General features: G+C 66.8%; 11 protein-coding genes. 6 read left to right on the forward strand and 5 right to left on the reverse strand.

Features of this window, described 5'->3' with window-relative positions:
• Positions 1–37 precede the first annotated feature (37 nt).
• Entirely contained in the window at positions 38–298 is a 261-nt protein-coding gene (locus WFK98_RS06750; protein ID WP_266340018.1) for a hypothetical protein, read from the reverse strand.
• A gap of 133 nt (positions 299–431) precedes the next feature.
• Positions 432–1637, reverse strand: coding sequence for an arsenite efflux MFS transporter ArsK (gene arsK / locus WFK98_RS06755; RefSeq protein ID WP_336799722.1), 1206 nt, complete (start codon positions 1635–1637; stop codon positions 432–434).
• A gap of 366 nt (positions 1638–2003) precedes the next feature.
• Between arsK and WFK98_RS06760 the strand changes: the two genes are divergently transcribed.
• The 6 genes from WFK98_RS06760 to WFK98_RS06785 all read left to right on the forward strand — a co-directional run bounded on the left by WFK98_RS06760 (position 2004) and on the right by WFK98_RS06785 (position 8495).
• On the forward strand, positions 2004–3353 hold the full coding sequence (locus WFK98_RS06760) for an extracellular solute-binding protein (RefSeq protein ID WP_336799723.1): 1350 nt from the start codon (positions 2004–2006) through the stop codon (positions 3351–3353).
• A gap of 193 nt (positions 3354–3546) precedes the next feature.
• The gene (locus WFK98_RS06765; RefSeq protein WP_266340021.1) at positions 3547–4431 is read left to right on the forward strand and encodes a carbohydrate ABC transporter permease; all 885 of its coding nucleotides are present in this window, start codon (positions 3547–3549) and stop codon (positions 4429–4431) included.
• Positions 4432–4443: 12 nt separating this feature from the next.
• Positions 4444–5358: an ABC transporter permease subunit gene (locus WFK98_RS06770; protein WP_336799724.1), complete on the forward strand. Its 915-nt coding sequence runs from the start codon at positions 4444–4446 to the stop codon at positions 5356–5358.
• Between the two features lie 18 nt (positions 5359–5376).
• Positions 5377–6486, forward strand: coding sequence for a sn-glycerol-3-phosphate ABC transporter ATP-binding protein UgpC (ugpC, locus tag WFK98_RS06775; RefSeq protein WP_336799725.1), 1110 nt, complete (start codon positions 5377–5379; stop codon positions 6484–6486).
• Positions 6487–6507: 21 nt separating this feature from the next.
• Positions 6508–7428 (forward strand): sugar phosphate isomerase/epimerase family protein, encoded by a 921-nt coding sequence (locus tag WFK98_RS06780; RefSeq protein WP_336799726.1) that lies wholly within the window; start codon positions 6508–6510, stop codon positions 7426–7428.
• Between the two features lie 14 nt (positions 7429–7442).
• Positions 7443–8495 carry an endonuclease/exonuclease/phosphatase family protein gene (locus tag WFK98_RS06785; protein WP_336799727.1) on the forward strand — a complete coding sequence of 351 codons (1053 nt, stop codon included), beginning with the start codon at positions 7443–7445 and terminating at the stop codon, positions 8493–8495.
• A gap of 3 nt (positions 8496–8498) precedes the next feature.
• Here WFK98_RS06785 and WFK98_RS06790 read toward each other — a convergent pair whose 3' ends face one another.
• The 3 genes from WFK98_RS06790 to WFK98_RS06800 all read right to left on the reverse strand — a co-directional run bounded on the left by WFK98_RS06790 (position 8499) and on the right by WFK98_RS06800 (position 12363).
• Positions 8499–9728 (reverse strand): DUF763 domain-containing protein, encoded by a 1230-nt coding sequence (locus tag WFK98_RS06790; protein ID WP_336799728.1) that lies wholly within the window; start codon positions 9726–9728, stop codon positions 8499–8501.
• Positions 9729–9788: 60 nt separating this feature from the next.
• The gene (locus tag WFK98_RS06795; protein WP_336799729.1) at positions 9789–11594 is read right to left on the reverse strand and encodes an aminodeoxychorismate synthase component I; all 1806 of its coding nucleotides are present in this window, start codon (positions 11592–11594) and stop codon (positions 9789–9791) included.
• Between the two features lie 121 nt (positions 11595–11715).
• Complete coding sequence (locus WFK98_RS06800; RefSeq protein WP_336799730.1) at positions 11716–12363, reverse strand: cysteine hydrolase family protein; 648 nt, start codon at positions 12361–12363, stop codon at positions 11716–11718.
• Between the last annotated feature and the right edge of the window lie 11 nt (positions 12364–12374).

Here is a 12374-nt window from a genome sequence, read left to right on the forward strand (position 1 = left end):
ACGTCAGGACGGTGAGGGGGCGGCCGGCCCCGGCCGTTCAGTCCGTGACCGCGTCCCAGGGCAGATCGGCGACGCGGATCGGCCAGCGTTCGTAGACCAGTGTCTCTTCATTTTCGGCGGAGCGCTCGAAGACGCGCGCGGCCATGCCGAGTTCTGCCGCGGAGTGGCCGAGATGCTTGGCCATCGACACCGCGACATCATGCGAGGTGAAAGCTCCGATTTGCGATCCGCTCTGGCTCACGATCGCATAGCCCCGGTCTTCATTGGGCTGAACATAGTAGACCGCCGAATCAAACACTTAACGTCTCCTTAAGCTCCTCTGACTGCTTAGCTGAGTCGGATGGTCATGTGTGCGCAGAAAGCACTTCCGGTTGCAGGTCCGGTCGGTTGTGGACGGAGTGTGGCTATTCGGTCCTTGTCCCGGGGCGAGTTCAGGCCGATGTGGGGCGTGGTCCCGCCGGGCTGCCGATGGCCAGGAAAGCGATGACGGCCAGGGTGCTCAGCACCGCGACGATCGAGAGCGAGATCGGATATCCGAGATGTTCCGTCATCAGTGCGAAGGCGAAAGGCGCGGCGGAAGAGACCACCAGCCGCACCGAGGTGAGGCGGCCCAGGCGCTTGCCATAGCCGTCGCTGCCGAAGAGTTCGAGCGGCAGTGTGCCCTGAACGATGCTCGAGAGCCCGGAGCTGAGGCCGAAGACGATGGCGAAGGCGAAGGCCCCGGAGAGGCTTGGCGCGGTGGCGAGCAGGATGCCGGTCGCGAGCGGCAGGAAGCCGGAGGCGATGATGGCGAGCGTCCGCTGCGACAATCGCCCGCCGAAGGTCATGTTGGTGAACCGGCTCAATACCTGCGCCGGGCCGAAGACCGAGGCGACCAGCACGCTCGCCTTGGCGAGGCCAAGCCCGGTCAGCATCGGCAGCATGTGGACCAGGAAGGTCGAGGTCACGAAGCTCTGGATCGCGAAGCCGAGCAGCATCAGCCCGAAGGCGCGCGGCCTTGCGGCTCCCTCGATGACGCCCGTCACCGACGCGGCGGCTCGCGGCGTGTGGTCGGGCGGGTCGCGGCGGTCGGAGATGGTGCGCGTCTTGACCATTAGCCAGCCATGCACCGGCAAGCAGACGAAGAGATGCATCAGCGCGAACAGTAGATAGACATGATGCCAGTCGAGCCTCGCATGCAGCGCCGTCGTGAATGGCCAGAACAGCGTCGACGCAAAGCCGGCCATCAGCGTCAGATAGGTGATCGAGCGCTGCGCATTAGCCGGGTTCAGCTGCACCAGCAGCGTGAACGAGGCGCTGTACTGCACCAGCGTAGAGGCGATCTGGATGGCGATCAGCCCTAGAACCAGCATGGCGCTGTTATAGGCCATGGCGCAGACGGCGAGCGCCAGTGCAGCGGCCAGCGAGCCGATCGTCATGACGCGTCCGGCGCCCCGGCGATCGATCCAGCCGCCGACCCAGGGCGCGGAGAGCCCGCCGACCAGCAGTGATACGGAGAGCGCGCCGAACACCCACTCGGTCGAGAGGCCGAACTCGCGCGCCATCGCCGGCGCGAGGACGCTGAAGCTGTAGTAGAGCGTGCCGTAGCCGATGATCTGGGTCAGGCCGAGGGCTAGGACCGCCGTGCGGGATTTCATGGTGGACGCCTTGGATGCCTGCCCGTCGTCGGACGGCTTGAAAACCTGCGGCGAGCGCTGCCGCGAATCGTGCCGCTCGATGGCTCTATGCGCGCTCGCGATCGGACAAGACAACCGAAAACGCGGGGGAAGCGGAGGATTCTCCTGCAGCAAGAAGAGCGCGACTGGACGCGCCGCGCCGTCGCTGCCCGGTCGCCCGTGAGGACGGCCTGCCGGCTGGGGAAGGGGCTTTTCGCAGCGTCCGCCAGCCCCCGGACGGGCTTTGTTCTCCCCTTAGCCGGCGTGTCATCCGAGCGTTACGGCCTGCGGGCTAAGGCGGTGGCCGTCGCGCCGGTCCAGGCGCTCCCTTTCCTTCGTGAGGCTCTCATGAACGCCAAGCTTCTCAGCGCCGTCGGCACCTTCGCCGTTGCCGCGCTGCTCGCCGGCCCCGCCGCGGCAGAAAAGACCAAGATCGATTTCTGGTTCGGCAATTCGGGCGACATTGCCAAGCGCGTCCAGGAACAGTGCGACCGCTTCAACGCCAGCCAGTCCGACTATGAAGTCGTCTGCACCAGCCAGGGCTCGTATGACGCCTCGCTGCAGAACACCATCGCGGCCTTCCGCGCCGGCCAGCAGCCGACGATCGCGCAGGTCTCGGACGCCGGCACCCTCGATATCATGCTGTCGGGCGCCTATTACCCGGCCAACAAGCTCATGACCGACATGGGCTACACGGTCGACTGGAAGGACTATTTCTCCGGCATCGCCAGCTACTACGCGACGTCGAAGGGCGAGATGTACTCGTTCCCCTTCAACTCCTCGACCGCGCTGCTCTACTGGAACAAGGACGCCTTTGCTAAGATCGGCAAGGACCATGCTCCCGCGACCTGGGAAGAAGCCGCCTCCGATTTCAAGGCGCTGAAGGCTGCCGGCTATGCCTGCCCGCTCGGCTTCAACATCTCGCGTGACGAAGTCTGGCAGCTCGAAGAGCAGTTCAACGCCATCCATGGCGAGCCGATCGCGACCAAGCGCAACGGCTTCGACGGTCTCGACGCCGAACTGACCTTCAACAAGGGCAAGTGGGTCCAGTTCGTTCGGGATCTCAAGGGCTGGTACGACAACGGCGAAGCCGTCATCAAGTCGAAGGAAACCGGCCAGACCTTCATCGAAGCCTTCGCCAATGGCGATTGCCAGGTCATCCTGACCTCGGTCGGCGACCACGGCAATATCGGCCGCACCGCCAAGGAAGGCATGAACTGGGACGTCGCGATGCTGCCGGTCTACGAAGGCACCGCTCGCAAGAGCTCCTTCGTCGGTGGCGCCTCGCTCTGGGTTCTCTCCGGCAAGTCCGAGCCGGAATATAAGGCGGCCGCGGCCTTCTTCGACTTCATCGCCAAGCCGGAAGAAGCGCTGACCTGGTCGACCGTGACCGGCTATATCCCGGTCCGCAACTCGGGCTTCAAGTACCTGAACGAGCAGGCCTTCTACGACAAGGCCCCGTACAAGGGCCGTGAACTGGCGATCGCCAGCCTGACCGCCTCGCCGGCCGAAGATCCGGCTCCGCACGGCATCCGTCTCGGCGGCCTGCTGCAGATCCGCCAGGAAGTCTCGAACGGCCTTCAGGCCATCTTCATCAAGAACGAAGACGTCCAGGCTTCGCTCGACACGGCTGCCGACCGCGGCAACCAGATCCTGCGCAAGTTCGAGCAGACCTACGCCGGCAAGACGCTGCCGTAGTCTGCCACGCTGAGCTCCCACCCCACCCTCCCAGCCCCGGCGGGGAGGGACAAGGGAGGCCGGGCGGAACGTGACCCGTTCACGTTCCGCCTATTCCTCGATCCGGCCTCGTCCCCCATGCGCAGCGCCGGATCCAGGTCGCCGTCGTCCCACCGTCGCGGGACGCCGGCAGCCTGAAGAACGAGACCGTCCGATGGAAAAGCGCGCTACCTTCTCGTCCACGACGATCGGCATTCTGTTCGCCCTGCCGATGCTTGTGCTGATCTTCGTCTTCTTCTACTGGCCGAGCGGTCAGGCGCTCTATTGGGCCTTCACGCTGGAACAGCCCTGGGGCGGTGGCAACACCTGGGTCGGGCTCCAGAACTTCCGTCAGCTTCTGAGCGATCCCTATTACTGGGGCGCCATTTCGCGCAGCATGGTGTTCGGCCTCGGCTCGACCGGCATCGCCATGGGCGTCGCGCTGCTGCTGGCGCTGTTCACCGATCGCGAGCTCCGTGGCCACAAGGCCTATCGCACCATCTTCATCTGGCCCTATGCCATCGCGGCCCCGGCGCTCGGCCTCGCCTTCCGCTTCATCCTCGCGCCCGAGGCCGGCTTCCTGTCGCTGATCAACCAGATCTGGCCGGGCCTTTGGAATCCGGCGCTCGACGGCACCGATGCGATGATCGCCGTCATCATCGCCTTCTCGTGGAAATATATCGGCTACAACTTCATCTTCTTCCTCTCGGCGCTGCAGTCGATCCCGCGCTCGCTGATCGAGGCCGCCGCGATGGACGGCTCCGGCCCGATGCGCCGCATGTGGGATATCCAGCTGCCGCTGCTGACCCCGACGCTGTTCTTCCTGCTGGTCATCAACATCACCGAGAGCTTCCAGGACAGTTTCGGCATCGTCGACATCATGACCCAGGGCGGCCCGGCGCGGGCCACCGAGCTGATGGTCTACAAGATCTATTTCGACGGCTTCAAAGGCCTCGACTATTCGGGCGCCGCCGCCCAGTCGATCATCCTGATGGGCCTCGTCGTCCTCCTCACCATCGTGCAGTTCCGCTTCATCGAGCGGCGCGTGCACTACAAATAGGAGGCGGGTCCCATGGTCGAACGCACTCCCATCTTCAACGCCATCTGCCAGATCGTTCTCCTGATCGGCCTGGTCACGGTGCTGCTGCCCTTCGTCATCGTGATCGTCGCGGCGACGCACGACATCCGCACCGTCAACACGGTGCCGATGCCCCTGGTCCCGGGATCGGATCTGCTCGTCAATCTGCACGAGGCCTGGGTTCGCGCCGATCTCGGCCGCAAGCTTTTCAACTCGCTGCTGTTCGCCGGCGCCGTAGCGGCCGGCAAGGTGCTGCTGTCGTCGATGGCGGCTTTCGCGATCGTCTATTTCCGCTTTCCCGGCCGGTCGCTGATGTTCTGGCTGATCTTCGTCACGCTGATGCTGCCGCTCGAAGTCCGCATCGTGCCGACCTATGCGGTCGCGGCCAACGCGCTGGCGCCGTTCCAGGCGATCCTGAACATCACCGGTATCACCTGGCTGGTGCAGACGGTCGCCGGCCTGCAGCTGAAGCTCGAATGGGGCCTGCTCAATTCCTATACAGGCCTGATCCTGCCGCTCGTCGCCACGGCGACCGGCACCTTCCTGTATCGCCAGTTCTACCTGACGGTGCCGGACGAACTGGCGGAAGCGGCGAAGATGGACGGCTCCGGCCCGGTCCGCTTCTTCGCCGACATCCTGCTGCCGCTGTCGAAGCCGAACATGATCGCGCTCTTCACCATCATGTTCGTCTGGTCGTGGAACCAGTATCTCTGGCCGCTGCTGATCACCACCGACCCGAATTTCGGCATCGCGGTGACCCAGCTGAAACACCTCATTCCCTCTGAATTCGGCTTGCCGGACTGGAACGTCGCCATGGCGGGGACGCTCATCATCATGGCTCCGCCGCTCATCGTCGTGATCCTGATGCAGCGCTGGTTCGTGCGCGGCCTGATCTCGACCGAGAAGTGATTGGAAAGGACCAAACCGATGTCATCCATTGCCATCCGGGGCGTCAGGAAAGCCTATTCGAAGAACGCCGTCGTCCACGGCGTCGACCTCGAGATCGCCGCCGGCGAGTTCATCGTCATCCTCGGTCCGTCGGGCTGCGGCAAGTCCACGCTGCTGCGCATGATCGCCGGGCTGGAAGAGATTTCCGGCGGCGAGATCTGGATCGACGGCAAGCTGGTGAACCGCATGGAGCCGCGCGAACGCGGCTGCGCCATGGTGTTCCAGAACTACGCGCTCTATCCGCACATGACGGTGGCGGAAAACATCGGCTACGCGCTCAAGGTCGCCGGCGTTCCGAAGGCCGAGCGGATGAAGCGTGTCGCCGCGACGGCCAAGATCGTCGGTTTGGAAGCCTTCCTCGATCGCCGGCCGGCCGCGCTTTCCGGCGGCCAGCGCCAGCGCGTTGCCATGGGTCGCGCCATCGTGCGCGAGCCGAAGGTGTTCCTGTTCGACGAGCCGCTCTCCAACCTCGACGCCAAGCTGCGCGTCGCCATGCGCGCCGAGATCCGCCGCCTGCATCGCCGCCTCGGCGCCACCTCGGTCTTCGTCACGCATGATCAGACCGAGGCGATGACGCTGGGCGACCGGCTCGTCGTGATGAATGGCGGCCGCATCGAGCAGGTCGGCACGCCGGCCGAGGTCTACAATCGCCCGGCCACCCGCTTCGTCGCCAATTTCGTCGGCTCGCCGTCGATGAACCTGATGGAGGGCGAGATCGACCGGCATGGCGTGTTCGTCTATGACGACCAGCGCCGTATCCCGCTTCCCGGCGCCGTCGAGGCGCGTCTCGTCGGCCACAAGGTCGTGCTTGGCGTCCGCGCCGAGGCCGCCCGCCTCGTTTCCGCCGGCACGCCGGGCTCGATCCCCGCGACCGTTGACTTCATCGAGGAACTTGGCGCCGGCCGTGTCGTCCACACCGATTTCGACGGCCTCTCCTTCGCGGTCGCATTGAGTGATGCCGCCACCGTCCAGACCGGCGATGCCGTCGGCATCCGGATCGATCCGGCCGACGTCCACCTGTTCGCTGTCGATACCGGCCGGCGCATCGACGCCCTCGGGTCGCAGCCGGCCGCTGTCGCCTCCCTCTGACCCCAAGCCGAGAGACCTGTCATGACCCAAGACCTGATCACGCATGTCGGCTTCGCCACCACCTCCGGCGAGGGCGATATGAACCATATCGAGGCGTCGCTCGCCCGCATCGTCGAACTCGGGGCCGACGTCGCCGAACTCTCGCTCTGCGGCGACGACCTGATCGCCGGCGGCCGCGTGCTGGAAGCCCGCGCCAAACGCCTGGTCGATATCTGCGCCAGGTTCCCGCTGCGCTACACGGTACACGGCCTGATCGTTTCCAATTTCATGGATGCGCCGAACCTCGAATTCCAGATGGCCGCCGCCAAGGCCATGGTCGAACTCGCCCAGCGCGTCGGAGCCGAAACGCTCGTCCATCACAGCGGCCACGCGCCGATGGCGCCGCGCCGCGTGATCGCCGGCTATGACCGCATGCAGGAGGACGCGCTGAAGGAGCTGGCCGATTTCGGCGGCAAGCACGGCGTTCGCATCGCGCTCGAAAACATCTTCGCCGTCGACGACGACATGTATCGCCAGCAGCCCTCCGAGGTCGCGGCGACGGTCGAGGCGATCAATCACCCTTATCTCGTCACCACCATCGACTTCGGCCACGCCTATATCGAGGCGACCCGCACCGGCGGCGACTTCCTCTCCGAGGTTGCGGCGATGGGGCCGGTCGCCGGCCATCTGCATGTGCATGACAGCTTCGGCCGTCCCTACACGATGTCGAAGTTCTATCACCAGAGCGAGGCGATCGCGCTCGGCATCGGCGATCTGCACCTGCCGCTCGGTTGGGGCGACCTGCCGTGGGAAAGCGTGTTCGACACCATCGACGTGCTGCCCGGCACGGCGCTGATCATGGAGATCGGCGAGCGCTTCGATGCCGAGAGGGCCGAGTCGATCGAGATGGCCCGCGCGCTGGCCGCCCGCCTCAACGCCCGTCACGCCGCCCGCGCCGCCTGACCGAGGGAAATGCCATGACCGCGGACGATCTGGCTCCTAACGAAGCTGTCGAACTGGTGACGACCGTCGTGCCGAAGCTGCCGGTTCCGACGATCGCGTTCCGCGAGGAGGCGATGCGTTCGCCGAAGACGAGGGCGGAGCATGACCGCCTCGCCCTCGACCTGCCGGCCTTCAACGCCGTCGAGATCCGCGGTCCGGCTCCCATCATCCGACCGGACGGTCCGCTCCGTATCGCCGCCTGGAATGCCGAGCGGCTCAAATACCAGAAGCCTTCCGCCGATCTGGTCGCCGGCGTGGCGCCGGACGTGCTGCTGCTGTCCGAGACCGATCTCGGCATGGCGCGCGCCGGCAACCGCCACACCGCCGGCGACCTCGCCGCCGCGCTCGGCATGGGCTACGCCTATGGCGTCGAGTTCCTGGAACTTGGCCTCGGCGACGACCGCGAACGCGCCTGGCATGCCGGCGAGACCAATGCCGCCGGCTTTCACGGCAATGCCCTGCTGTCGCGACTGTCGTTCGGCGACGTCGCGCTGATCCGGCTCGACGACGGCGCCGTCTGGTGGCTCGATGCCAAGGATGGCGAGCACCGGCTCGGCTGGCGCATGGCGATCGCCGCGAGGGTCGAAGCCGAGCAGGGACCGTTCTGGGCGGTCGTCGTCCATCTCGAAAGCAAATCGGACGCGGCCGATCGTGCCCGCCAGATGATCCGCCTGCTGCAGGCCGTCGATGGCCTGGCGCAGGGATTGCCGGTCGTGATCGGCGGCGATCTCAACACGAATGCGCTGATGGGGCATAGCCCGGCTGACTGGCTGGCTGGGCCGCAGAAGCACGAGCTGTTGTTCGCGGTCATGGCCGAAGCCGGCTTCGACTGGCAGGACGGCAACACGGCCGACGCGACCCTGCGGATGCGTCCGGACGGCACGCCCTTGCCGCCCTATTGCCGGATCGACTGGCTGCTTTCCCGCGGCCTCGACGCATCGAACGCCCGCACCGTGCCGGCGCTCGACAAGGCCGGCGACGCCATCTCGGACCACGACCTCATCGTCGCCGACTTTGCGTTCCGATAGCGCCTATTCCCAGCCGAAGACGCTGCGGCCGGCATAGCTCGCCGACCGCTCGCGTTCGTCGGCGATCATCTCCTCGACGCTCGGCCCGGTGGCGACGCGCTCCAGCCGGCGCGCCTGCTCGTCGAGCCGCTTCAGCGCCGCCATCTCCTCCGCTTCGCCCAGCTTCGCCTTCTGCACGGCCGAGGTCATGACGCGGATGGTGTGGTCATAGACCCGGAGTGGCACCGGGAAGGGGTGGCGGTCCTTGCCGCCATGCGCGAACGAGAAGCGCGCCGGATCGCTGAAGCGATAGGGCGCGCCGTGCACGACCTCGGCGACCATGGCCAGCGCCTGCACCGTCCGCGCGCCGACGCCCGGCACCAGTAGCAAATCGGCGAAATCGGCCGGTCCCTGGTCGGCGGCTGCCGCCAGCGCGCCATGCAGGCGTCGAGTCACCACATCGCTGGAGCGCACGTCGTGATGCGCCGGCATGATCAGATGCGGCAGCAGCGGCTCGTCGGTCTGCGCGGGCGGCGGCGCCGCTTCCGCGCGGAGCGCCGCGAATTCGAGCGCGATCTTGTCCGGCCCGAGATCATTCAGCATGTCGAGCTGGCCGCTGCGCGAGGCCTCGGCCCGCCTGTCGGTCAGGTTGACGATCTCGCCCTGCCGCTCGCCGTCGATCGCCGCATGCGGCTCGTCGACGAAGCTCTTCAGGCCCTCGGACTGCCAGTGATAACGCCGCGCCTGATGGGTGTCCTCGTTCATGCCCTGCTGGATCACCACCCAGCTGCCGTCGTCGGTGACGATGAAACCGTGCAGATAGAGGTCGAAGCCGTCTTGGATCGCGGCGCTGTCGACCTTGGCGACCAGCCGGCTCGCCCGGGCCATCGCCATGCCGTCGAAGCCGACCCGGTCGCCGATGCCGATCAGTTCCTGCGGTGTCAGGCGCGAATGGCGGCCCTTGCCGCCGCAGACATGGATGCCGAGCTCGCCGGAGAGCGGCGTCAAACCGCGCTTCAGCGCGCCGAGCACGCTGGTGGTGATCCCCGACGAATGCCAGTCCATCCCCATCACGGCGCCGAAGGACTGGAACCAGAACGGATGGGCGAGGCGGCGAAGCAGCTCGTCGCGGCCATATTCCTGGACGATGGCCTCGCTGATGACGGCGCCAAGCCGGGTCATCCGGTCGGAGAGCCAGCGCGGTACATGCCCGCCATGCAGCGGCAGATCCGCGCTCCCGGCTCGCTTGGCCATGATCGGTTCCGTCCGTTACGTCTGGTGGCGTTGGCGCGAGCTTAGCATGTCAGGCTGCGCCTACAGCAGCCGTGCGGGGCGGAGGCCGCGGAGGCTGTTGCCGAGGTACCAGCGCCCGGCCGTGACGAGGTCGTCCGGCGTCAATTGCCGTTCGATGGCCTTGCCGGACCGGAGCAGGCTCTCGCGCAGGATGCCGGGCAGCAGGCCGTCGGCGATCGGCGGCGTCAGCAGCATGCCGTCCTCGCGCTCGACGAATATGTTGCTGCGCGTCGCCTCGGTGACGAAGCCGGAGCGGTTGACGAGGATGGCCTCGTCGGCGCCGCGGGCGCCGGCCTCGGCGAAGGCGGCCTCATAGAGCCGCCTTTTCGTCGTCTTGTGGCGCAGGAAGGGATCGCCGGCATCGGCCTGCAGACTGGCGATGATGGTGGCGACCGGTCGGTCCGGCTCGGGCGGCAGGGCCGGGGCGACGATGTCGAGCGCTCCGTCGCGGCGCAGCTCCAGGCGGACCCGGCGGTCCTGCTCGCCGCCGAAGGCCTCCCGCAGGGCTTCGAGCCGGGCTTCCGCCTCGCCGCGGTCGAAGACGAAGCCGAGCGCGCTTGCCGAAGCGGCGAGGCGATCCAGGTGCAGGTCCAGCCGCCCAAGCCCCGTTTCGGTCGAGCCGCGCAACGTCTCGATCAGGCCATAGTCCTCTCCAAGATCGGTCAGTACCCGCGCCTTCAGGAGGCATTCGGCATATTCGGCTTCGGCGCGCGAATCCGCGACGATGCCGCTCCCGACGTCATAGCGGCCGCGGCCATCGGCAAGGAGCGTTGCCGTCCGGATCGCGACGTTGAAGCGGAGGTCGCCATTCGGCGCGATCGCCCCGATCGAGCCGGTGTAGATCTCGCGCGGGTCCTCTTCCAGTTCGCGGATGATCTCCATCGCGCGCAGCTTCGGCGCGCCGGTGATCGAGCCGCAGGGGAAGGCGGCCTGCATGAGCTCGGAGAGCGAGGTTCCGGGCAGCAGTCGCGAGGTCACAGTCGACGCCATGGCATGGAAGGTCGGATAGGTCTCGGCATTGAAGAGGTTCTCGACCTCGACCGATCCGATCTCGCTGATCCGGCCGAGATCGTTGCGCAGCAGGTCGACGATCATCAGGTTCTCGGCGCGTTGCTTCGGATCCTCGCGCAGTTCGTCGATCGCCGCCCGGTCGGCGTCCGGGTCGGCCTGGCGAGGCACGGTGCCCTTCATCGGCCGTGTCGTGGCCCGGCCTGCCGAAACGTCGAGGAACAGTTCCGGCGACACCGAAAGGATCGTGGCGCCGTCGAAGGAAACGATGCCGCCATGCGCGACCGGTTGGTTGGCGCGCAGCGCCGCATAGAGCGCGAGCGGGTCGCCGCCATAGCGGAAATCGATCGGGAAGGTGAGGTTGATCTGATAGGCGTCGCCGGCGGCAAGATAGTCGAGCACGCGGCCGATCTTCGATGCGTGCGCGGCTTCGTCCAGCCGGGGGCGGACATCGGCGATCGCAGGCGGCGGGGCGAGGGCGCCGAAAACGGCATCGAGTTCCGCCGCCCCCAGGCGGAGCGCTTCGTGGAACAGGCCGAACCAGAGAAGCGGCAGTTCTCGCCCGGCCGGAAGCGCGGCGACGAGGCGGTCCTGCAGCGCATAGCCGAGCTCGTAGCCGAGGAATCCTGCCGCATGCAGTCCGCGCCCCAGCCCGGCCTCCATTCTGGCCATTGCATCCGGGACAGCCGCCGCGTCCTCGCAGCGGACGATCTCGACCGGATCGGCATAGAGGGCCGCCGTGGCGGAAGCGGCCAGACGGTCTTCCAGCAGCACGAAGGGCGACGATGCCGTGAGCAGGTCGGCAAGAGCAGGCGGCATTGCGGGCGTTGATCCTGAGCGAAGCGAAGGCCGGAAGCGGCGCGGGTCCTTCCATAGCCCGAGGCGGGACGGAAGGCGACCGCCCGCGCCTTTGTACTGCGGCGAGCCCGCGAGCCGTCGCTCAGGCGTCGCGGGCCATGGCCTCGAAACGAGCGGCGACGATGGCTGTGTCCGAGACCCAGCAATAGCCGCCAAACGCTTTCAGGGCATTGGCATGCCGCTCGGGCGTCGGCGCGGCGCAGGCGTCGGCGACGCAGGTTACCAGAAAGCCGCGATCCGCGCCGTCGCGCACCGTCATGTCGACGCACTGGTCGGTCAGGATGCCGGCCACCACCAGATGGCGAATGCCCAGATTGCGCAGCAGATAGTCGAGGTTGGTCGAGTTGAAGACACCGGAGGAGGTCTTCGGCAGCAGGATCTCGTCGCCGACGGGCGCGACGGCGGGCGAGGGGCGTCCGGCGGCAAGGCTCGGCGGAATGTGGATCGGCGTCAGCTTGTGGTCGAGCGAGCGGTCGCGACCGTCTTCGGTCAGGCTCTGGATGATGGTGTGCAGCACCTCGACACCGGCCGCTCGCGCCGTCGCCAGCAGGCGCTGCTGGTTCGGGATCACTGTCTCGCGGGTCTGGCGGTAGAAATAGTGGTCGGGTCCCCAGTCCGCATGGTCGGGATCGAGGCCCGGCTCCAGCCAGATGCGCTGCATGTCGACGAGGAGAAGCGCGGTCTCGTTGCGGCGGAACGGCTCGTCGCGGCGCGGCAGGGTCGGGTTCATCGAGCGTGTCT

Source organism: Kaistia sp. MMO-174 (assembly GCF_037147815.1).
GTDB lineage: Bacteria > Pseudomonadota > Alphaproteobacteria > Rhizobiales > Kaistiaceae > Kaistia > Kaistia nematophila.

Coding starts and splice junctions, on each gene's coding strand:
- arsK (WP_336799722.1), bottom strand. CDS start 1,637: ATGAAATCCCGCACGGCGGTCCTAGCCCTCGGCCTGACCCAGATCATC.
- WFK98_RS06760 (WP_336799723.1), top strand. CDS start 2,004: ATGAACGCCAAGCTTCTCAGCGCCGTCGGCACCTTCGCCGTTGCCGCG.
- WFK98_RS06765 (WP_266340021.1), top strand. CDS start 3,547: ATGGAAAAGCGCGCTACCTTCTCGTCCACGACGATCGGCATTCTGTTC.
- WFK98_RS06770 (WP_336799724.1), top strand. CDS start 4,444: ATGGTCGAACGCACTCCCATCTTCAACGCCATCTGCCAGATCGTTCTC.
- ugpC (WP_336799725.1), top strand. CDS start 5,377: ATGTCATCCATTGCCATCCGGGGCGTCAGGAAAGCCTATTCGAAGAAC.
- WFK98_RS06780 (WP_336799726.1), top strand. CDS start 6,508: ATGACCCAAGACCTGATCACGCATGTCGGCTTCGCCACCACCTCCGGC.
- WFK98_RS06785 (WP_336799727.1), top strand. CDS start 7,443: ATGACCGCGGACGATCTGGCTCCTAACGAAGCTGTCGAACTGGTGACG.
- WFK98_RS06790 (WP_336799728.1), bottom strand. CDS start 9,728: ATGGCCAAGCGAGCCGGGAGCGCGGATCTGCCGCTGCATGGCGGGCAT.
- WFK98_RS06795 (WP_336799729.1), bottom strand. CDS start 11,594: ATGCCGCCTGCTCTTGCCGACCTGCTCACGGCATCGTCGCCCTTCGTG.
- WFK98_RS06800 (WP_336799730.1), bottom strand. CDS start 12,363: ATGAACCCGACCCTGCCGCGCCGCGACGAGCCGTTCCGCCGCAACGAG.